The organism is Streptomyces sp. NPDC104371, from assembly GCF_055583785.1.
Window position 1 is genome coordinate 124883 of the sequence record NZ_JBVJNF010000008.1, and the last position, 19280, is coordinate 144162.

The 19280-nt window shown below is 70.8% G+C and carries 19 protein-coding genes and 2 pseudogenes; 17 read left to right on the forward strand and 4 right to left on the reverse strand.

Annotated features, from left to right (window positions below):
• Window positions 1-100 precede the first annotated feature (100 nt).
• From ACZ60T_RS24415 to ACZ60T_RS24455, 9 genes and pseudogenes are all read left to right on the forward strand, one after another.
• On the forward strand, window positions 101-1615 hold the full coding sequence (locus ACZ60T_RS24415) for an MFS transporter (RefSeq protein ID WP_365625484.1): 1515 nt from the start codon (window positions 101-103) through the stop codon (window positions 1613-1615).
• Between the two features lie 112 nt (window positions 1616-1727).
• On the forward strand, window positions 1728-2501 hold the full coding sequence (locus ACZ60T_RS24420; protein WP_469667811.1) for a TetR/AcrR family transcriptional regulator: 774 nt from the start codon (window positions 1728-1730) through the stop codon (window positions 2499-2501).
• 380 nt (window positions 2502-2881) lie between these two features.
• Window positions 2882-4117, forward strand: a complete 1236-nt coding sequence (locus ACZ60T_RS24425) for a substrate-binding domain-containing protein (protein WP_469667812.1) — start codon at window positions 2882-2884, stop codon at window positions 4115-4117.
• A 4-nt stretch (window positions 4118-4121) separates the two neighbouring features.
• Window positions 4122-4934, forward strand: a complete 813-nt coding sequence (locus ACZ60T_RS24430; RefSeq protein WP_469667813.1) for an ABC transporter ATP-binding protein — start codon at window positions 4122-4124, stop codon at window positions 4932-4934.
• A gap of 5 nt (window positions 4935-4939) precedes the next feature.
• Window positions 4940-5722, forward strand: a complete 783-nt coding sequence (locus ACZ60T_RS24435; RefSeq protein ID WP_469667815.1) for an ABC transporter ATP-binding protein — start codon at window positions 4940-4942, stop codon at window positions 5720-5722.
• Window positions 5722-6609: a branched-chain amino acid ABC transporter permease gene (locus tag ACZ60T_RS24440; RefSeq protein WP_365625499.1), complete on the forward strand. Its 888-nt coding sequence runs from the start codon at window positions 5722-5724 to the stop codon at window positions 6607-6609. The genes ACZ60T_RS24435 and ACZ60T_RS24440 overlap by 1 nt, the downstream gene beginning before the upstream one ends.
• The gene (locus ACZ60T_RS24445; protein ID WP_469667816.1) at window positions 6606-7748 is read left to right on the forward strand and encodes a branched-chain amino acid ABC transporter permease; all 1143 of its coding nucleotides are present in this window, start codon (window positions 6606-6608) and stop codon (window positions 7746-7748) included. The genes ACZ60T_RS24440 and ACZ60T_RS24445 overlap by 4 nt, the downstream gene beginning before the upstream one ends.
• Window positions 7745-8695 (forward strand): alpha/beta hydrolase, encoded by a 951-nt coding sequence (locus ACZ60T_RS24450; RefSeq protein WP_469667818.1) that lies wholly within the window; start codon window positions 7745-7747, stop codon window positions 8693-8695. The genes ACZ60T_RS24445 and ACZ60T_RS24450 overlap by 4 nt, the downstream gene beginning before the upstream one ends.
• A gap of 58 nt (window positions 8696-8753) precedes the next feature.
• Window positions 8754-9929 (forward strand): annotated as a pseudogene (locus ACZ60T_RS24455) (extracellular catalytic domain type 1 short-chain-length polyhydroxyalkanoate depolymerase); the annotation flags it as partial.
• Window positions 9930-10115: 186 nt separating this feature from the next.
• On the opposite strand, the gene ACZ60T_RS24460 reads toward ACZ60T_RS24455, so the two are convergent.
• Window positions 10116-10652 (reverse strand): RICIN domain-containing protein, encoded by a 537-nt coding sequence (locus ACZ60T_RS24460; RefSeq protein ID WP_469667819.1) that lies wholly within the window; start codon window positions 10650-10652, stop codon window positions 10116-10118.
• 433 nt (window positions 10653-11085) lie between these two features.
• On the opposite strand from ACZ60T_RS24460, the gene ACZ60T_RS24465 reads away from it, so the two are divergent.
• Together ACZ60T_RS24465 and ACZ60T_RS24470 are read left to right on the forward strand one after the other, a co-directional pair.
• Window positions 11086-12237, forward strand: a complete 1152-nt coding sequence (locus tag ACZ60T_RS24465; RefSeq protein WP_469667820.1) for a sensor histidine kinase — start codon at window positions 11086-11088, stop codon at window positions 12235-12237.
• Window positions 12234-12893 (forward strand): response regulator transcription factor, encoded by a 660-nt coding sequence (locus tag ACZ60T_RS24470; RefSeq protein WP_365625514.1) that lies wholly within the window; start codon window positions 12234-12236, stop codon window positions 12891-12893. Before ACZ60T_RS24465 ends, ACZ60T_RS24470 begins: the two co-directional genes overlap by 4 nt.
• On the opposite strand, the gene ACZ60T_RS24475 is transcribed toward ACZ60T_RS24470, so the two are convergent.
• On the reverse strand, window positions 12860-13426 hold the full coding sequence (locus tag ACZ60T_RS24475; protein ID WP_469667957.1) for a helix-turn-helix domain-containing protein: 567 nt from the start codon (window positions 13424-13426) through the stop codon (window positions 12860-12862). The two genes, ACZ60T_RS24470 and ACZ60T_RS24475, sit on opposite strands and share 34 nt — an antisense overlap.
• 208 nt (window positions 13427-13634) lie before the next feature.
• On the opposite strand from ACZ60T_RS24475, the gene ACZ60T_RS24480 reads away from it, so the two are divergent.
• The 3 genes and pseudogenes from ACZ60T_RS24480 (at window position 13635) to ACZ60T_RS24490 (ending at window position 15726) form a co-directional block, all read left to right on the forward strand.
• Window positions 13635-14624: an alpha/beta fold hydrolase gene (locus ACZ60T_RS24480; RefSeq protein WP_469667821.1), complete on the forward strand. Its 990-nt coding sequence runs from the start codon at window positions 13635-13637 to the stop codon at window positions 14622-14624.
• Window positions 14599-14919, forward strand: a pseudogene (locus ACZ60T_RS24485) (GNAT family N-acetyltransferase); the annotation flags it as partial. The gene ACZ60T_RS24480 and the pseudogene ACZ60T_RS24485, both read left to right, overlap by 26 nt.
• 75 nt (window positions 14920-14994) lie before the next feature.
• Window positions 14995-15726, forward strand: a complete 732-nt coding sequence (locus ACZ60T_RS24490; RefSeq protein WP_469667822.1) for an alpha/beta fold hydrolase — start codon at window positions 14995-14997, stop codon at window positions 15724-15726.
• A gap of 49 nt (window positions 15727-15775) precedes the next feature.
• Here the strand turns inward: ACZ60T_RS24490 and ACZ60T_RS24495 are convergent, their stop codons facing one another.
• Window positions 15776-16306 carry a DUF4240 domain-containing protein gene (locus ACZ60T_RS24495; RefSeq protein ID WP_469667823.1) on the reverse strand — a complete coding sequence of 177 codons (531 nt, stop codon included), beginning with the start codon at window positions 16304-16306 and terminating at the stop codon, window positions 15776-15778.
• Window positions 16307-16418: 112 nt separating this feature from the next.
• Here ACZ60T_RS24495 and ACZ60T_RS24500 point away from each other — a divergent pair, with 112 nt between their 5' ends.
• Both ACZ60T_RS24500 and ACZ60T_RS24505 read left to right on the forward strand, forming a co-directional pair.
• The gene (locus tag ACZ60T_RS24500) at window positions 16419-16943 is read left to right on the forward strand and encodes a P-loop nucleotide/nucleoside kinase family protein (protein ID WP_469667825.1); all 525 of its coding nucleotides are present in this window, start codon (window positions 16419-16421) and stop codon (window positions 16941-16943) included.
• Between the two features lie 178 nt (window positions 16944-17121).
• Window positions 17122-17892 (forward strand): SDR family NAD(P)-dependent oxidoreductase, encoded by a 771-nt coding sequence (locus ACZ60T_RS24505; protein ID WP_469667826.1) that lies wholly within the window; start codon window positions 17122-17124, stop codon window positions 17890-17892.
• Between the two features lie 36 nt (window positions 17893-17928).
• Here the strand turns inward: ACZ60T_RS24505 and ACZ60T_RS24510 are convergent, their stop codons facing one another.
• On the reverse strand, window positions 17929-18240 hold the full coding sequence (locus ACZ60T_RS24510) for a DUF6059 family protein (RefSeq protein ID WP_469667827.1): 312 nt from the start codon (window positions 18238-18240) through the stop codon (window positions 17929-17931).
• A 221-nt stretch (window positions 18241-18461) separates the two neighbouring features.
• On the opposite strand from ACZ60T_RS24510, the gene ACZ60T_RS24515 reads away from it, so the two are divergent.
• Window positions 18462-19262: an AfsR/SARP family transcriptional regulator gene (locus tag ACZ60T_RS24515; RefSeq protein ID WP_365625529.1), complete on the forward strand. Its 801-nt coding sequence runs from the start codon at window positions 18462-18464 to the stop codon at window positions 19260-19262.
• The last annotated feature ends 18 nt before the right edge of the window (window positions 19263-19280 follow it).

Here is a 19280-nt window from a genome sequence, read left to right on the forward strand (position 1 = left end):
TGAAAGTGCCAGGTGTGGCGATGGTCCGGTATGGCCGGGACAGAGCCCCTCTGCCGCTTCGCGTTGTACACCGTATGGGAACTGTTCTACGGTGTACAGCATGAGCGAACTGACGACGACTCCTGGAACGACCCCCGGGGGGACTCCCCAGGGGCATCCTCAGCGCTGGCTGATCCTCGGCGTGATCTGTCTCGCGCAACTCACCGTGCTGCTCGACAACACCGTGCTGAATGTCGCGATCCCCTCGCTCACCGAGGAGTTGGGCGCGGCGAGCTCCGACATCCAGTGGATGATCAACGCGTACTCCCTGGTGCAGTCCGGCCTGCTGCTCAGCGCGGGCAGCGCGGCCGACCGCTATGGCCGCAAGAAGCTGCTGATCGCGGGACTGGCGCTGTTCGGCCTCGGCTCCCTGGCAGCCGGTTTCGCCCAGTCCGCCGGGCAGTTGATCGCCGCTCGGGCGGGCATGGGGGTCGGGGGCGCGCTCCTGCTCACCACGACCCTCGCCGTGGTGATGCAGATCTTCACGCCCGAGGACCGTCCCAAGGCGATCGGCATCTGGAGCGCGGTCAGCGCACTCGGCTTCGCGGCCGGCCCGCTCCTCGGCGGCTTCATGCTGAACCACTTCTGGTGGGGCGCGATCTTCCTGGTCAACCTGCCGGTGGCGGCACTCGGCCTGGTCGCGGTGGTGGCCCTCGTCCCCGAGTCCAAGAACCCCCACGGCGACCGCCCCGACCTCCTCGGCGCCCTGCTCTCCACGGTCGGCATGGCCTCGCTCGTCTTCGCGATCATCTCAGGCCCGCAGCATGGCTGGACGTCGTCCCGCGTGCTGCTCCCGGCGGCCTTCGCCCTCGTCGTGCTCGCCGGTTTCGCCTACTGGGAGAGCAGGATCCCGTACCCGATGCTGGACCTGCACTTCTTCCGGAACCGCCGGTTCACGGGCGCGGTCGCGGGCGCCGTGCTCATCGCCTTCGGCATGGGCGGGGCCCTCTTCCTGCTCACCCAGCACCTCCAGTTCGTCCTCGGATACGGCGCGCTGGAAGCGGGCCTGCGTACGGCGCCGCTCGCGCTCACGGTCGTGGCGCTCAACTTCACCGGCCTGTCGGCGAAGTGGACGACCAAGCTCGGCGCGCCGGTCTCGATCGCGCTCGGGATGGTGCTGATGTCCGCCGGTCTGGTGTCGATCGCTCTGCTCGCGCGGCACGGCTACGCCGGAACGCTGCTCGGTCTGGTGCTCATCGGCGCGGGTACCGCGGTCGCGGGCCCGGCCATGGCCTATGCTGTCATGAGCGCCATCCCGCCCGCGAAGGCGGGCGTGGGCGCGGGCCTCAACGGCACGCTCGCGGAGTTCGGCAACGGCCTGGGTGTGGCGGTGCTCGGGGCGATCCTCAACTCCCGCTTCGCGGCGCTGATTCCGTTCGCCGCGACGTCCTTGCCGAAGACGCTGGAGTCAACGCACTCGGAGGCGGAGCGGCGCCGGGTCATGGACGCCTTCTCCTCCGGGTTGACGGCCAGCCAACTCGTGGGCGCGGTGGCCGTGCTGCTCGGGGGACTGCTGGCGGCGGCGCTGCTGCGCAAGGCGGAGCGGCTGGAGGCGGGGGCGGTGGTCGCCGACTAGTGCCGGGCACTGGACACTTCTGTGGAGGCTCGGGTGCCCCGAGGGGGGAAGGTTGCCTGTCGGGGCACTAGCATCGTGACCAGGCGTTGGAAGTGTCGAGAGAAGGTGCGCCATGGCGAAGGGAGCCCAGGGGGCGGGGCGTGTGGCGCGGACCAGCGTGTGGCTGGCGGACAAGGCGCCCCGAGGCAGTGGTTCCCGTGGCGGCGGTCAGCCGTCCGGCCTGGACCGCGAGCGGATCATCCAGGTGACCGTACGGCTGCTGGACGCGGAGGGCCTCGCGAAGTTCTCCATGCGTCGCCTGGCCACCGAGTTGAACGTCACGGCGATGTCGGTCTACTGGTACGTGGACACCAAGGACGACCTGCTGGAGCTGGCGCTGGACACGGCCTTCGGCGAGATCCGGCTGCCGGGCGCCGACGCGGAGGAGGACTGGCGCGATCAACTGCGGGCGGTCGCGACGGAGTACCGGGCGCTGCTGGTGCGCCACCCCTGGGTGTCCCCGCTGACCGGTGCGTTCCTCAACATCGGCCCGCACGCCATGGCCTTCTCGCACACCGCGCAGCGGGTGATCGAGCTGACCGGGCTTCCCCCGCACAGCCACACGGGCGCGATGTCCGCGGTCTTCCAGTTCGTGTACGGGTTCGGCACGATCGAGGGCCACTTCATCGAGCACTGCGCGGCGGCCGGGGTGAGCCAGGACGACTACTTCCGCGAGGCCATGAGCGCACTGACGAAGAACCCCGCGCTCGAAGAGGTCATGCACCGGTCCAGGGACATCATGGAGGCCCGCGGTGGTGACACGGTGGAGGAGATGCGCGAACGCGACTTCGCCTTCGCACTGGAGACGCTGATCGCCGGGATCGAGGCGATGGTCGCCCGGGGGTGACCCGCAAGACCCCCGGACCGTAAGTCGCCGCTGCCGCCGTGCAGTTACCCGCCCGCGACGCTTCCGCCGCCCTCAGACGGCTCCGTGGCCTCCCCCGAGCAGATCGCCACCAAGTGTCCGCCAGCCCCGTCACCTCGCGCACCGGCTTGTACTCGTCCAACTCGATCGAGTCGGTGTGAAGCATCGGCCATGTGTTCCGGTGCCATGACCGGTTCTCCAGTAACGGTGGTTGACCACATGTCATACGTGGTGTGGCGCTCCTATCGTTCCGGCAATCCATCACCGCGATTCCGTCACCGTGCGTACGGGGCGCCGTTCTCAGCAGCAGGCGGTGCCCGGCAGGTGGCGGGCGGGCGACACAGTGTCAGGAGCCGGTCATCATGCGTCCCAGCGTCACGGACACCGTCAGAAGCAGAACCGTCCGCGCACTCACCCTGATCGCCGTCGGGGCCCTGGTCACGGGCTGTTCCGCGGCGGGCACCGCCGGTACGGCGTCCTCCGGCTCCGGCAGCAAGGCCTCCGCTCCGGTGCGGGTGGGGCTGGTCTACTCCCGCAGCGGGCCGCTCGCCGCGTACGGCAAGCAGTACGAGGAGGGCTTCAAGGCGGGCCTGGCCTACGCCACGCACGGGACGAACAAGGCCGGTGGCCACCCGATCGAGGTCACCGAGCAGGACGACGCGGGCAACCCCGCGAAGGCCGTCGCCGCGACCAAGACCCTCGTCGGCAAGGGATACAAGATCGTCGTCGGCACCACGGACTCCGGTGTGGCCCTGCAGATGGCGCCACTGGCCGCGCAGAACAAGGTGCTGTACGTCGCGGGGCCCGCCGCCACCGACGCGGTCACCGGCGTCAACGACTACACCTTCCGCTCCGGACGCCAGTCCTACCAGGACATCCTCACCGCGGGCACACTCCTCGGCGACGCCAAGGGCAAGAAGGTCACCGTACTCGCCCAGAACTCCGCGTTCGGGCAGGCCAACGTGGCCGCGGTGCAGGCCGTCCTGGGCGCGAAGGGCGCGAAGGTCGACTCCGTGCTGGCCCCGCCGAGCGCCACCGACCTCACCCCCTTCGCCCGCCAGACCAAGGCAGCCGGGCCCGACCTGGTGTTCGTCGCGTGGGCCGGTGCCACCGCCCCCGCCCTGTGGACCGCCCTGGACCAGCAGGGCGTCCTGGACGCCGGCAAGGTCGTCACCGGACTGGCCGGCACCGCCTCGTACCCGATCTTCGGCAAGGCGGGCGCCAAGATCTCCTTCCTCGCGCACTACTTCCCGGGCGCCGCCGGCGACAACCCGGTGGAGAAGGCGATGCTCGACGCCATCGACCAGGCGGGCGGCACCCCCGACCTGTTCAGCCCCGACGGCTTCACCGCCGCACAGATGATCGTGCATGCCGTCGAAGCGGGCAGCGCCACCGACACCGCCGCCATGGTCAAGGCCCTGGAGGGCTGGAGCTTCGACGGCCCCAAGGGCAAGGAGCGGATCCGCGCCGAGGACCACGCCCTGCTGCAACCGATGTTCACGGCCCGGCTGAAGGGGACCGGCGCCGCCGCCGGACCCGAGCTGATCGACAGCATCCCGATGGGCGCGGTCGCACCCCCGGTGAAGACGGCGGGCTGACACCATGACCTCCTCGGACACGACGCGACCGAGCGCCGCGCGGGGTCCGGGCGTCGAGGAGCCCGGCACCTCCCCGACCCCTGTCCTCCGGCTGCGTGACATCGGCTGGACGGTCGGCGGCGCGACCATCCTCGACTCCGTCTCCCTCGATGTCCACGAAGGCGAGTTCCTGGCCTTCATCGGCCCCAACGGCGCGGGCAAGACATCCCTGTTCAACCTGGTCAGCGGGGTCACCCGGGTCTCCCGGGGCACGATCGAACTCGACGGCGCCGACGTCACCGCCGAGGCCGCCCACGCACGGGCCCGGCGCGGACTCGGCCGCACCTTCCAGACCTCCAGCCTGTGGCCGGGCATGACCGTCGCCGACCACGTACGGCTCGCTGCCCAGGCCGCGGGGGGCGGCTCGTACCGGGTCTGGCGCCGCGCCGACACCTACCCCGAGCAGGTCGCCCGGGTCCTGGCCCGCACCGACCTCGCCCACCGCGCCGACACCTGCGCCGACGCCCTCTCGCACGGAGAGAAGCGCAAGCTCGAACTCGCGGTGCTGCTCGTCGGCGAACCCCGGCTGATGCTGCTCGACGAGCCGATGGCGGGCGTGAGCGCCGAGGAAGTCCCCGCACTGACCGAACTCATCCGCTCCCTGCACCGCGAAGAGGGCCGCACCGTACTCATGGTCGAGCACCACATGGACGTACTCCTGGGCCTGGCCGACCGGCTCGCCGTGATGCACCACGGCACGCTGCTGGCCCTGGACGCCCCGCAGGCCGTCATGGCCGACACCACCGTCCAGCAGGCCTACCTGGGGGAGGAGCTGTGAGCGCCATGCCCGCGCCCCTGCTGACGGTGCGTGACCTGAAGGTCGTCATCGGCGGCCGACACATCCTGCACGGTGTCGACCTGGAGGTCGCCGCCTTTGGCACCACCGCCCTGCTCGGCCGCAACGGCGCGGGCAAGACCACCACCGTGCGCGGCATCCTCGGCCTCGTCCCCCGCACCGGCAGCGTGCTGCTGGACGGCGCGGAGACGGTACGTCTGGCCACCCACGCCCTGGTCCGCCGCGGCATCGGCTACGCCCCCGAGGACCGCGGCGTCTTCGCCGCCCTCACCGTGGCCGAGAACCTCCGGCTGGCCGAGCGGCCCGGCGCCGGTGAACCCGCGTACGACCTGGTGTACGAACTCTTCCCGGAACTCAGGCAGCGCGCCCGGCAGGCCGCGGGCACCCTGTCCGGCGGCCAACAGCAGATGGTCGCCATCGCCCGCACTCTGCTCAACGGCAACCGGCTGATCATCGCCGACGAGCCGACCAAGGGCCTGGCACCCAAGGTCGTCACCGAGGTCGCCCAGGTGCTCGAACGCGCCGCCGAGGCGGTGCCCATCCTGCTGGTGGAGCAGAACCTCGCCGTGGTGCGCCGACTCGCCCAGCACTGCGCCGTACTCGCCGACGGCCGCACCGCGCACCGGGGCCCCGCCGCCGAACTGCTCGCCGACGCCGACGAGGCCCGCCGACTGCTCGGCGTCGGCCGGGCAGGCCACGGTGGCACCGTCGGCACCCCCGCCCGTACCGCGGCGCACCCCGCCGCCCCGACCGCGGAGGCCGACGCCTGATGTCCACCGTCGTGCTGCTCACCCTCACCGGGCTCGGTCTGGGCGCCCTGTACTTCCTGGTCGCCTCCGGGCTCTCCCTGATCTTCGGGCTGATGGACGTGCTCAACTTCGCGCACGGCGCCCTGATGTCCATCGGCGCGTACGCCACCTGGTGGGCCGCCTCCGGTCATCTGCCCGGTGCCGGATCCGGCGGCTTCGGCTTCGCCCTCGCGGTGCTCTTCGGCACGGCGGTGGGCACGGCCGCCGCGGTGCTGCTCGAACTCGCCGTCATCCGCCCGCTGTACACACGCCCGCGCGAGCAGATCCTCGCCACCGTCGGCGTGGGTCTCGCCGTCCCGGCGTTGTTGTCCGCGATCTGGGGCGCCGACGCCCGCCCCTTCCCCGGCCCCGACGCGCTGTCCGGCACCTTCGGGCTCCTGGGGGCCGAAGTACCGCTCAACCGGCTGGTGTTGATCGCCACCGCCGCGGTGGTACTCGCCGCACTCCACCTGTTCCTCGGCCGCACCCGGCACGGCCTGGTCGTCCGCGCGGGCGTCGAGGACCGGGCCATGGTCACCGCGCTCGGCATCGACGTACGCAAGGCCTTCACTCTGGTCTTCGCCCTCGGCGGGGCGGCGGCGGCCCTCGGCGGTGCGATCGGCGGACTCTACTTCGGCTCGGTCGACCCCGCACAGGGCACCTCGCTGCTCATCTTCGCCTTCGTGGTCGTCGTGATGGGCGGCATGGGCTCGCTCACCGGCGCCGCGCTGGCCTCGGTCGCCGTGGGCCTCGTCCAGCAGTTCGCCAACTACTACACCACCGCCGGGCTCGGCGACCTCGCCGTCGTCGTCCTGCTCGCCGCCCTGCTGCTGGTCCGGCCGCGTGGGCTCACCGGGAGACTCGCATGACCACCGCCACCCAACCGCGCGACCAGACCCGTACGGCGGACCACCCCCACGCGGCCCGCGCCGGTCAACTGCGCCGCGCCGCCCGCTGGTGGCCCGCCCCGCTGCTGGTGGTGCTCGTCATCGCCCCCTACAGCGCGCTGCCCCTGCCGGGCCTGCTCGACGGCCCGATCGGCAGCCCCGGCAACCTCCAACTGCTCGCCCTGTGCCTGGTCTTCGGGGCCCTGGCCACCGGCTACGACCTGCTGCTGGGCCGTACCGGCCTGCTGTCCTTCGGCCACGCGCTCTACTTCGCCGCGGGCACGTATGTCACCGACATCATCATGCTGGAGGCGGGCCTGCCGTTCGCTGTCTCCGCGCTGCTCGGCCTGCTCTGCGGAGTCGTCCTGTCCGCCCTGCTGGGCGCGGTCAGCCTGCGCGTGAGCGGCATCGGGTTCTCCATGGTCACCCTCGCCTTCGCGCAGGCCGGGTCGATCCTCGTGCAGCGCGACCCGGGTGGCCTCACCGGCGGCGAGGAGGGCAGGGCCGCCCCCGCGGACAAGCTGCCCGCCGCACTGGTCGGCATCGAGCACACCGCCAACCTGTACTGGCTCGCCCTGGCCTACCTCGTCGTGGTGGTGTGCGCCGTCCAGTGGGCGATCCGCTCACCCACCGGCCGGGTCTGGGAGGGCATCAAGGAGAACGAACGCCGCGTGGAGGTACTCGGGTTGCGGCCGTACGGCTTCAAGCTGGCCGCCTTCGTCCTGGCCGGTGGCCTGGCCGCGCTCGGCGGCATCGTCTACCTCCTGCTGACCGGCGGCGCCACCCCGCAGACCACCACCTCCGACTTCACTCTGTCCCTTCTGGTGATGGTCGTGCTCGGCGGCTCCGGCACCCGCTGGGGCCCCATGCTCGGCGGCATCCTCTACACCTGGGCCGACCACCGGCTCGGCGACCTGGCCGACTCCGGCGCGGTCGCCGCTCTGCCCGCCGTGGTGCGGGTGCCGCTCTCCCAGCCCCTGTTCCTGCTCGGAGCGCTGTTCGTCGCGGTGATCTACCTGCTGCCCGGCGGCGTCGTGCGGCTGCCCGCGCGGCTACGCACTGCCCGTGCCGCCCGTGGCACTCGAGCCACCACCGATCACAAGGAGGCCCCCCGGTCATGAACCGCACTCCGCACCACCACCGCACCACGGAGCGTCAGGACACGACTTCCCCCGCGTACGAGGAACTCCTTGTGCCGGTGCCCGGCGGGGAGTTGGCCGTACTGCGCTGGCCCGGCACCGATCCGGGCGCGCCCGTGGTGCTGGCGCTGCACGGCATCACCGCCAACGGCCTGACCTGGGCCCGGGTCGCCCACCACCTGGCAGGCCGGGTCACGTTGGTGGCCCCCGACCTGCGCGGCCGGGGCCGCAGCGGGCACCTTCCCGGCCCCTACGGCATCGCGGCACACGCCGACGACATGGCCGCGGTGGTGGGCGCGTTGGACCTCGGGAGGGTGGTACTGACCGGTCACTCCATGGGCGCCTTCGTCGCGGCCCTGACCGCGGTACGCCACCCGGACCTGCTCTCCGGCCTGCTGCTGGTGGACGGCGGCGTGGCCTTCCCCGCCCCGACCCATCTGACCCCCGACGAGCTGCTCACCGCCGTGATCGGCCCGGCCATGCGGCGGCTGTCGATGACGTTCCCCGACCGGCAGTCCTACAGCGCGTACTGGCAGCGGCACCCGGCCTTCGCCGCATCCTGGTCGCCGTGGGTGGACGCCTATGTCCAGCGTGATCTGGTGGGGGAGGAGCCCGAGTTGCGATCGTCCTGCGGGATCGAGGCGGTCCGCACCGACGGTGTTGACCAGCTCGGCGAGGAGGTATCGAGCGCCGTCCGCCAACTGCCCAGCCCGGCCGTGCTGTTGTGGGCGGAACGCGGCCTGATGAACGAGCCGCAGGGTCTGTACGACGAGCAGCGACTCGCCTCCGCGGGCCTCGACCCCGAACTGGTCCGCACGCGATTCGTTCCCGACACCAACCACTACTCGATCGTCGTCGGCGACGACGGCGCCCGAGCCGTGGCACGCCACCTGCTGGCCACGGCAGGCGTGACGGAGACCGAAGACTAGGAACGGCGCAGTCGCAGGTTGTACCCCCATTCCCCCCACCCCACACGGGAGTTCCTCCATGCGCTCCTTCATACGCGGACTCTTCAGGCGCACCGCGCTGGTCGCCACGATCGGTGCCGTCGCCGCGACCCTGACCGCTGTCACCCCTCTCACCCCCACCGCCGAAGCGGCCGGCACCCTCCAGCAGGTCACGGACTTCGGGTCCAACCCCGGCAACCTCGCGATGTACGAGTACGCGCCCGCCGATCTCCCCGCGAACGCGCCGCTGGTCGTGGCCATGCACGGCTGCGGCCAGTCGGCGAGCGACTACCACGCGCACTCCGGCTGGCAGAAGTTCGCCGACCAGTGGGGCTTCGCCGTGGTCTACCCGCAGACCAGTACGGCCAACAACCTTCTGTCCTGCTTCAGTTGGTTCGACTCGGCCAAGGACGCCCGGGGCAAGGGCGAGGCGGCCTCGGTCGTGCGGATGGTCGACACCGCGGCGGCACAGTACGGTTCGGACCGTGGCCGGGTCTTCGTGACCGGCCTGTCGGCGGGTGGCGGTATGGCCGCCGACCTGCTTGCCGACTACCCCGACGTGTTCGCGGGCGGCGCCGTCGACTCCGGACTTCCCGCACAGTGCGCCACCACCCAGAGCGCGGCCTCTGCCTGCCAGTACGGCAGTCAGAACCTCACTCCGAAGCAGTGGGGCGACAAGGTGCGCAACTCCTATCCGGAGTACACCGGTACGTGGCCGCGGGTCGCGATCTGGCAGGGAACCTCCGACACCACCGTCGCCCCGGTCAACGGCACCGAGTTGCGTGACCAGTGGACCGATGTCTGGGGCATCGGTCAAACAGCCTCCAGTACAAGGGAGTTGACCGGAGGAACCACCGAGAGTGTCTACAACGACCCCGCCGGTAAGCCCGCCGTGGCTCTCTTCTCGGTCTCCGGCATGGGGCACGGCCTCGCCGTGAACCCCGGTTCGGGCGCCGACCAGTGCGGCAGCACCGGGGCCTACTACCTCGACTACATCTGCTCCAGCTACCACACCGCGCAGTTCTGGGGTCTGGACGGCTCCGGCAGCAGCGGCTCGCTGCCCGCGCCGTCCGGGGTCACGGTCACCGGCACCACCGACACGGGAGCATCGCTACGGTGGGACGCCGTCGGCGGTGCCGCCTCGTACCACGTGTACCGCGACGGCACCGACGTCGGTTCTCCGACGGGGACTTCGTACACCGACACCGGCCTGTCCGGCTGCTGAACCGGGGGCGGGGCCGACTCCTGCCGACTCCGCGTACTGCGGGACAGCAGGCATCCAGCCGGGACCGCCGCGCTGGACGGTGCGTCGCCCGCTGGAAGGACGCCGCTCGGACCCTGGTCGAGATGCCGCGCCGTACCTCCCGGCCCCCGTGCCGGGAGGTACGGACGCGGGGGCGGATCAGTAGTAGTACCACGCCTGGCCGTTGCTGCCGGTGTACTCCCACTGGATGGCGTGGGCGCCGTTGGCGGTGCTGCTGGAGCCGATCGCCAGATGCAGGCCGCTGTTCCAGTTGATGATGTCCCAGTCGTCCTGGGCGTACCACAACTGTCCGTAGCTGTCGCTGAGGCAGTCCCACTGGATGGCGTGGGCGCCGTTGGCGGTGCTGCTCGATCCGATCGCCAGGCACTTGCCGCTGTTGGCGTTGACGATGCGGTATCCGTCGGAGAACCACATCTGTCCGTAGCTGTCGCTGAGGCAGTCCCACTGGATGGCGTGGGCGCCGTTGGCGGTGCTGCTGGACCCGATCGCCAGGCACTTGTTGCTGTTGACGTTGACGATTCTGTAGAGATCGCCACTGGCCGCCAGCGCCGGGCGGTCGGCCGTGGGCGCCACCGTCGACGAGGAGCGCGACAGGATCTTCTGCATGCGCGCGAATTGCTCGGGCGCCTTGCGCTTGAAGTCCTTCATCTCGGTCGGCGTCAGCCGCTGTATCACCGTGCCGGCGCCAACCCGCGGAGCCGATCGGGTAGTTGTGCTCGGGGCTTCGGAGGCCGAGGCCGTATTCGTCGCCGTGCTCTCGGCATGAGCGGGTGTCACGAGCGCCGCTCCTGCCAGAGCGGCTCCGGCCGCCGCCAACGCGGCGTGCTTCCTCCACCCGCGGATGGGTATACGCATGGATCTCCTTCGTCTCTGGACACCGCCGGAAGGCCTTCGCCCCGCGCACTCCCCCCACGTACCGAGTGCGGTGTCGTGGCCCTCACGGCGTCTCGTGCATCCCAGAAGCTACGGTCCGCGCGGTGCGACCGGCATCCCGCATCGGGTTGAACTTGCGGGTAAACCAACGCGGTAGCCGGTCGCTTCGGTGCAACTCCGGTGGGACTTCAGCAGATTGACGACCAGTCAGTGAGGTCGGCGCTACGCTGCCGCGGTGCGTATTCGTCCTTTCGCCGTCGACACGCTGATCGCGGCGGCGCTGACCGGCGTGGCCTTGCTGCTGGGGCCGGAGGCCGAGCGCCAGGGGCAGTACCCGCTCGACACGACCGCCTATGCGCTGGTGGTCCTGGTCCACCTGCCGCTCGTACTCCGCATCCGGGCCCCCGTCGTGGTCTGCTGCCTGGCGCACGCGACCTGGCTGGTCTACATCAGCCTCGGATACTGGCCCGTGGTGTGCAGCTTCGGCCCCATGCTCGCCGTCTATACGGTCGCCTCCCTTCGCAGGGTACGGATCTCCGTACCGTGCGCGGTTCTGCTGGGCGGGGTCTGGCTGTACGCGGGCGCGGTGAGCCACACCGACTCCTGGCCGTCCGTGCTCGGGCAGGCCGTGGTCTACCCGGCGGTGCTGTGGCGGTTCGGCCAACTAGCCTGTCGCTCGGCTGAGTTGACCCGGCAGTTGCGTCAGGAGCAGGCCGAGCGGGCCCGTCGTGAGGTGGCCGAGGAACGCGGCCGGATCGCCCGCGAACTGCACGACGTGGTCGCCCACCACATGTCCGTGATCTCCGTGCAGACAGGCCTCGCCCGGTTCGTCTTCGACAGCGACCGCCCGACCGCGCGCACCGCACTCGACATCATCGACGCCAGCGGAAAGGAGGCCCTCGACGAACTGCGCCGCATGCTCAGGGTGTTGCGTGCCTCGGAGGACGGCGCCCCGGTCGGCCCGATGCCCGGACTCGCCCGCATCGAGGAGATGGCCGATCGTGTGCGCGCCGGTGGTGTCCCGGTCGCCCTGACCGTCGAGGGCACCCCGCGCCCGCTCGCCCCGGGAGTCGACCTGTGCGCGTACCGCGTGGTGCAGGAGGCCCTCACCAACGTGCTGAAACACGCTCCCGGCGCGCACGCGGACGTACGGCTGCGCTATGAACCGCATCAGGTGACCGTTTCGGTCACGGACGACGGAGAGGGGGTGAATTCGGACAGAGTACGAACCGGCGGCGGGCACGGCTTGATTGGCATGCGCGAGCGGGCCAAGCTCTACGGCGGGCAGATCAGCACCGGCCCGCGGGACCAAGGTGGCTTCGCCGTGCGGCTGACCCTCCCGACCTCCGCGAGGGCCACCGTACGGGGGGACGACATCACCACATGACCAGAGTGCTCGTCGTCGACGATCAGTTCCTCATCCGGGCCGGGCTGGTGGGCCTGCTGCGCGCCGCGCCCGGCATCGAGGTGGTGGGCGAGGCCGGTGATGGTGCGGAAGCCGTGACGCTGGCCGCTCGGACCGTCCCCGATGTGATCCTCATGGACATCCGGATGCCCGGCATGAACGGCATCGAGGCCATCGAACGGATCCTCGCCCAAGCCACCGACCCCGCGCCCCGGATCCTGGTGCTGACCACCTTCGACCTCGACGAGTACGTGTACGGGGCACTGCGCGCCGGAGCCTGCGGGTTCCTGCTCAAGGACTCGGGTCCGGAGCGGCTGCTCGCCGCGGTGGCCGCGGTCGGCGGGGGCGACGCGCTCTTCGCGCCCAGCGTCACCCGCCGTCTCGTCGAGGCGTACGCCGCCCGCCAGACCGTCAGCGCACCGCCCGCGGACCTGGACACGCTGACCTCTCGTGAGCTGGAGGTCCTGGAGCTGACCGCACACGGTATGTCCAACCTGGAGATCGCGGACCGCCTCCGCATCAGTGAGGCGACCGTCAAGACCCACCTCAACCGCACCATGACCAAACTGGATCTGGGCAGCAGGGCACAGGCAGTGGTGGTGGCCTATGAGTCGGGACTCGTGACTCCCGGGCGATAGTGACGTGGGCGTAGACGTTCTCCCTGCGGGCCGAACATGATCAGGTATTCGACCGGTCCGCCGGGCCCGGCGTTCGCGACGCCGTGGGCGGTGCGGGCGTCGAACTCGGTCACCTCCCCGGCGCTCAGGACGAGGTCCTGCTCGCCGAGCGCCAGCCACAGCCGCCCGTACAGGACGCACAGCCATGCGTGCCCGTCGTGGGAGACCTGCCGAGGCCGTGTCGGTGGCGCCTCGACGGCGGGCAGGACGTGCTTGTGGGCGTGCAGGCCCCCTACGTACCGGGTCAGCGGCAGCACCGCCCTTTCGTCGCCGGGACGCCGCGGCGCCGGGGCGCGGGGGGCGGGTGCGGTGCCGGCCAGCTCGTCCAGGGAGACGTCGTACGCCTTCGCGAGCCGCAGCAGCACCTCCAGGGTCGGCTTGCGTCGACCGGTCTCGATCCGCGACAGCGTGCTCGGCGAGATGCCGGTCGCGCGGCTGACGTCGGTGAGCGTGCTGCCGCGCCGCTCGCGCGCGGTCCGCAGCCGAGGGCCCATCGCCGCCAGCGTGTCGGCTGTGCCGTCGTCCGTCACCGTCTCTCCGCCTCCTTCGGCCGTACCGCCTCCGTCGCCCCGCCCTGCCTGCCAGTTTGCCAGGACGGCAAGGGTGCTCGCGTCGGGCGGTCACGGCGCCGCATGATCGGTGGGTAACCGCGGCCACCCGTGAACCGAGGAGACGCGGCCACCCATGAACCGAGGAGAAGCGATGCACCGTCCCGCACCGTCCGCCGACCTGCGCCACCGCACCATCGAGGCACCCGCCGGGCGCCTGCACCTGGTCGAGCAGGGCACCGGACCCCTGGTCCTGCTCGTCCACGGCTTCCCCGAGTCCTGGTACTCCTGGCGCCGCCAGCTCCCCGCCCTCGCGGCGGCGGGGTACCGGGCCGTGGCGCTCGACGTACGCGGCTACGGCCGCTCCTCCAAGCCCGCCGCGCCGGCCGCCTACCGGATGCTCGACCTGGTGGAGGACAACGTCGCCCTGGTGCGAGCCCTGGGCGAGGAGAGCGCGGTGGTCGTCGGGCACGACTGGGGCTCCAACATCGCGGCTGCCTCCGCCCTGCTCCACCCCGAGGTGTTCCGCGCCGTCGGACTGCTGAGCGTCCCCTACGCGCCGCCCGGCGGCCCCCGCCCCTCCGAGGTCTTCGCGCGGATGGGCGGTGACGAGGAGTTCTATGTCTCGTACTTCCAGGAGCCCGGCCGGGCCGAAGCGGAGATGGAGCCCGACCTCCGGGGCTGGCTCGCGGGCTTCTACGCGGCCCTGTCCGGCGACACCATGCCCGCCCAGGGCGAGCCCGACCCGCACTTCGTGACCCGTACCGGCGGCCGACTGCGCGACCGCTTCCCCGGCGGTGAGCTGCCCGCCTGGCTGACCGAGGACGAACTCGATGTGTACGTCGGGGAGTTCGAGCGCACCGGCATGACCGGGGCCCTCAACCGCTACCGCAACATGGACCGCGACTGGGAGGATCTCGCCCCGTACAACGGCGCCCCGATCAAGCAGCCGTCCCTGTTCGTCGGCGGCGCCCTGGACGCCTCCACGACCTGGATGGCCGAGGCGATCGACGCCTTCCCGACTACCCTTCCGGGCCTGGCCGCCGCGCACATCCTGGAGGGTTGCGGGCACTGGATCCAGCAGGAGCGTCCGGAGGAGGTCAACCGCCTGCTGACTGCCTGGCTCGGTTCCCTCCAGGGGTGAATCGTCGGGCGTTCAGCGGGTGTTGAGAGGGCGGGGCGTCGGTGAAGTCGAACTCGGCTGCCTGTTCCTGCCGCGGGCGTGGGGACGCGGGTACGCCACCGAGGCGTGCGCGGCGGCGCTCGACTGGCTCGGCGGTGTCCTTCCCGGCGAGCCGGTGGTGCTCGCCACCCAGTCCGCCGACGTCGGTTCGATGCGCCTCGCGGCGAAGCTGGGGTTCACCGAGGTGGAGCGGTTCGAGGCCTGGGGCGCCGAGCAGTGGCTCGGTATGCGGGCCCCGGTCACGCCGCCCGCCTGAGCCCGGGGGGCGTGAGGGCGCGAGGGCGGCCGGTCGGTAGACTCGGCTCAAGGGCGTTGTCACCTGGGGGGATTGATGACAGCAGCGGATGCCGTGCCCATAGTCTTCGTTCACGGGACGCGCTTCAGCGCGGGGCAGTGGAGCACGCAGCTTGCCGGGCTCCGGGACGAATTCCCGGTGGTCGCCGTCGACTTGCCCGGTCATGGGGCGCGCCGGGCGCAGCCCTGGAGCCTGAGCGCCGCGACGGAGATCATCGCTTCCGCGGTGGACTCGCTCGACCGCGGTCCCGCTCTGGTCGTCGGGCACTCACTCGGCGGATACGCCTCGCTGGAGTTCGCGCGGCGCTGTCCGGAACGCCTGCGTGGGCTGATCCTCGCGGGGGCCAGTGCCTCCACCCGCGGCCCCTGGACAGCGCCCTATCGGTGGGTCGCCGGGCTGGTCCCTCGTATCCCCGAGGATCGCCTGACCCGGTGGAACGACCGGCTCCTGCGGCGGCTCTACCCACGGGAAGTGGTGGAGGCGACCATCCGCTCCGGCTACGCCTTCCCCGCCCTGCCGGCAGCCTGGGGCGAGGTACTCGGACGCTTCGACGCCGATGCGATGCGTCAGGTGAAGACTCCGGTCCTCATCCTGAACGGCGAGAAGGACACCGTCTTCCGGACAGGGGAGAGGGACTTTGCCCGCGCGCATCCACACGCTCGCGTCGAACTGATCCCGAGGGCACGACACCTCGCGAACTTCGACGCCCCGGAGGCCTTCACCGACGCCGTCCGCCGCTTCGCCCACCAACTCTCCGCCGCCGACTGAGCGTTGCTCGAACGTTCCGGTGATCGAACCGGTGGGACCGAGTCCTCGGTCACGCCAGGTAGAGAGCTGCCAAGCGGGGCAGTCGGCGGGTCATTTCGGCCCGATCGTCGAAGTCGAAGTTCCAACTGGGGTCCAGCTTCGGGCATTTGATGCTGAAGCCAGAGACCTGCTCGCCGGTTGCCCTGACATGCGCGGTCCACGCGATGCTCAGCATGTCCTCGCAATCGAGATCACTTCCGTCGGCTGCTGACGCTCGCACGACGGGCAGTTCGGCGAGGGCGTCCGGATCGGCGACCACGCGCTCGAAGACCTCGCGCCCCTGCGCGATCAACCAGCCGCGGAAGTAGTCGAACCCGTCATCGGAACACCCGCCGTTGATCACGTAGGCGGCGGCCCACAGGGGATTCGTGTACGAGTCGGCCATCAGGTCCCACAACACCTGCTGAGCTGCGGCGATCTCCTCGGCCGGGAGTGCGGCCAGCAGCGAGGTCGCCCGCTGGGCGACCACTTCTCCGTCGTCCGGGTCGGCCGCCCGGTCGCGGGCCGCGTCGATGAGGTGCCAGAACTGCTCTCTGTTCATGGCGCCAGAGCATGCCACCCGGCACTGACATCGCACCGGTCGGCAGGGCAACGCACCGGTCGGCAGGACAATGCGATGGTCGTTCGCCCGGCTTCTCTGCCACGATCCGTGTGTGACCACGTTGTTCCTGATGGTCGGCCTGCCCGGGGCCGGGAAGACCACGAGAGCCCGGCAACTCGCCGAGGAGTACGGCGCGTTGCGTCTGACCCCCGACGACTGGATGCTGCCCCTCTTCGGCGGCGCGGAGCCGGAGGGGAAGCGCGACGTGCTGGAAGGACGCATGCTCTGGCTCGCCTTGGAGGTGGTCAGGCTGGGCACCGACGTCGTGGTGGACTTCGGCTGTTGGTCCCGGGACGAACGCTCCGCGATCCGCTGGCTCGTGGAAGCCGAGGGCGCGAGCTTCCGCATGGTCTATCTGCCGGTGGACGAGGAGACCCAGCGCGCCCGGATCGCCCGACGCCGGGCGAGCGCCGCCGAGGAGACGTTGCCGATGACCGAGGCCGACATCCTGTACGGGCATGCGCACTTCGAGGAGCCCGACGCGGCGGAACGGGAAGGCCGCATGGCCCTCGACCCACCCCTCGGGTGGGCGGGCTGGCGGGAGTGGGCCGCCGACCGGTGGCCGTCGTTCGCGTGACCGCGTCAGGCCCGACACGCGTCGTTGTCGCGACGGCTCTCCGGAACCGGGTCGTCGGTCTTGCCGAAGCGCACATCACCGGGGCAGTATCACGGCGGCAAGACCGCGATGGCTCTGTTCCTGGCCCGTATGTCCGTTCGGCAGCCGGGCGTATGTCTTCGGAAGCGATGTGGTCGGTATGGATGGGCAGTCACTGGCGGGGAAGGCCGCTCTGATCACCGGTGCGGCATCCGGGATCGGCGCTTCCACGGCGCAGCTCATGGCGCGTCACGGGGCGCGGGTGGCCCTCGCGGACGTCGATCTGAAGGGCGTCGAGGAGAACGCCGCCGCGATCGCCGAGGAAGGCGGGCAGGCGCTCGCCATCGAAGCCGATGTCCGTTCCGGGCAATGCGTCGCCGAGATGGTCAAGAGGACCGTCGATCGTTTCGGCCGCCTCGACTGCTGCGTCAACAACGCGGGTGTCGACGGATCGGCCAGCCCCCTCCATGAGTACACCGAGGAGAACTGGCGTGACGTCCTGGAGGTCAACCTCACGGGTGTGTGGTGGTGCCTCAAGCACGAGATCTCCCATATGCTCGAACAGGGCGTAACAGGCTCCATCGTGAACACCGCGTCCGCCGCGGGGCTTGTCGGTCTCCCGATCGGTGTGTCGGGCTACGTCGCGTCGAAGCACGGAGTCGTCGGTCTCACCCGCGCGGCAGCACTGGAGTACGCCCGCCAGGGGATACGCGTCAACGCCATCTGTCCGGGCGCTGTCCGCACCCCGATGCTGGACGAGGCCATCACATCAGGAATGACCACCGAGGCGGAACTGTCATCGATGCAGCCGATAGGCAGGCTCGCCGCCCCTCGGGAGGTCGCCGAAGCAGCGGTGTGGCTGTGCTCGGACGCCTCTTCCTTCGTCACCGGCCAGGCGCTGGCCGTGGACGGAGGCTGGACGGTCCACTGACCGTCGAAGGCCAACGTGCGCTCGGTGGGCGGCACTTCACCTTCGTTCCGGGTCGATGCCGAGTGACGCCCACAGCTTCCGCTCGACCTCGCTCGGCGGGGTGGTGCAGCGTCGCTCCGGGTGTCCGGCCGGAGGGCCGTGGTTCCTGCCGCCGTCTTGGTGCGGGTCGTGCGTGGCTCTCGGCGGCGGGGCTTCCCATGGAGCGCGGTCGGATCCGGAATCGGCTTCGGGGTCGGGGCCGTAGAGGCCCGGCGGCAGGCTGATGGCGAACCAGGCGGCCGAGCCGAGGTGGACGAGCAGCTTCGTCACGATGGCGTCGGCCCTGCTGAGCCAGCACCTCAGCCTCATGCCGCCCTCCTCTGCCAGGTGGTCCCGAAGCGGTCCCACGACGCGCCCCGTTCGAGCACTCATCGTCACCGCTCGGCCTGAAGCGCCGCTTGAGCCCCACCAGTGCGGCATGAAATTTTCATGTCCCGAGGGGGTCGATTTCCCGGCCGGAATCATGATCGGTTAAGTGCCGCTGTAGGCGACAACGTGTCAATATCCCGGCAAGCGGAAGGAGTAGTGGCATGGAGATCGGCGTTCTCGGGCCGCTCGTGGTCAGGATCGACGGCACTTCCGTGGTGCCGAGCGCGGCCAAGCCGCGCCAGATGCTCGCGCTGCTGGCGGTCAACGCGGGCTGGGGCGTGAAGATGACGACCTTGACGGAGGAGCTGTGGGACTCCAGCCCACCCAGCGGACCCGCGGGTGTGGTGCAGACCTACGTCAAGCAGTTACGCCGGGCCATCGCCCTCGCCCTGGGACCGGAACATGAGTACGCGCCGAAGGAGGTACTGAGCCGCAGCTATGCCGGGTACGCGCTGAACATGCCGGTGCCCGTCATGGAGGCCGACCTCTTCGAGCAGCTCACCGGCCGCGGGTTGCGGGCCCTGGCCGACGGCGACGACGCGACGGCCTCGAAGCTGCTGGGCGAGGCGCTCGCCATGTGGCGCGGGCCGGCCCTCGCCGACGTACGCATCGGCCCCGCGCTGCGCGTCGAGCTGCTCCGGCTGGAGGAGGCGCGGCGCTCCGCGCTGGAGGGGCGGATCACCGCCGATCTGCGGCTCGGCAGACACACCGAGGTGATCGGCGAACTCCTCGCGCTCACCGAGCGTTTCCCGCTCCAGGAGAGTCTGCACGCGCTGTTGATGCTGGCGCTCTACCGAAGCGGACGCTCATGGCAGGCGCTCGAGACTTTCCGAAAGCTACGCGCGTCGACCGTCCAGGAGCTGGGCATAGAACCCTCACTGCGGATCCAGCGGCTGCACCGGGCGATCCTGGCCGCCGACCCCCGACTAGACCTGGACACACCGAGTTTGGCGGCGTTTTAGCGGTCCCCGCCACCGTGG

Bases quoted from the DNA above. Each gene is read 5' to 3' on its own strand.
- ACZ60T_RS24475 (WP_469667957.1), bottom strand. From the start codon at position 13,426: ATGGGCCCTCGGCTGCGGACCGCGCGCGAGCGGCGCGGCAGCACGCTC.
- ACZ60T_RS24515 (WP_365625529.1), top strand. From the start codon at position 18,462: ATGGAGATCGGCGTTCTCGGGCCGCTCGTGGTCAGGATCGACGGCACT.
- ACZ60T_RS24440 (WP_365625499.1), top strand. From the start codon at position 5,722: ATGTCCACCGTCGTGCTGCTCACCCTCACCGGGCTCGGTCTGGGCGCC.
- ACZ60T_RS24415 (WP_365625484.1), top strand. From the start codon at position 101: ATGAGCGAACTGACGACGACTCCTGGAACGACCCCCGGGGGGACTCCC.
- ACZ60T_RS24480 (WP_469667821.1), top strand. From the start codon at position 13,635: ATGCACCGTCCCGCACCGTCCGCCGACCTGCGCCACCGCACCATCGAG.
- ACZ60T_RS24490 (WP_469667822.1), top strand. From the start codon at position 14,995: ATGACAGCAGCGGATGCCGTGCCCATAGTCTTCGTTCACGGGACGCGC.
- ACZ60T_RS24505 (WP_469667826.1), top strand. From the start codon at position 17,122: ATGGATGGGCAGTCACTGGCGGGGAAGGCCGCTCTGATCACCGGTGCG.
- ACZ60T_RS24425 (WP_469667812.1), top strand. From the start codon at position 2,882: ATGCGTCCCAGCGTCACGGACACCGTCAGAAGCAGAACCGTCCGCGCA.
- ACZ60T_RS24495 (WP_469667823.1), bottom strand. From the start codon at position 16,306: ATGAACAGAGAGCAGTTCTGGCACCTCATCGACGCGGCCCGCGACCGG.
- ACZ60T_RS24450 (WP_469667818.1), top strand. From the start codon at position 7,745: ATGAACCGCACTCCGCACCACCACCGCACCACGGAGCGTCAGGACACG.
- ACZ60T_RS24445 (WP_469667816.1), top strand. From the start codon at position 6,606: ATGACCACCGCCACCCAACCGCGCGACCAGACCCGTACGGCGGACCAC.
- ACZ60T_RS24430 (WP_469667813.1), top strand. From the start codon at position 4,122: ATGACCTCCTCGGACACGACGCGACCGAGCGCCGCGCGGGGTCCGGGC.
- ACZ60T_RS24470 (WP_365625514.1), top strand. From the start codon at position 12,234: ATGACCAGAGTGCTCGTCGTCGACGATCAGTTCCTCATCCGGGCCGGG.
- ACZ60T_RS24420 (WP_469667811.1), top strand. From the start codon at position 1,728: ATGGCGAAGGGAGCCCAGGGGGCGGGGCGTGTGGCGCGGACCAGCGTG.
- ACZ60T_RS24435 (WP_469667815.1), top strand. From the start codon at position 4,940: ATGCCCGCGCCCCTGCTGACGGTGCGTGACCTGAAGGTCGTCATCGGC.
- ACZ60T_RS24510 (WP_469667827.1), bottom strand. From the start codon at position 18,240: ATGAGGCTGAGGTGCTGGCTCAGCAGGGCCGACGCCATCGTGACGAAG.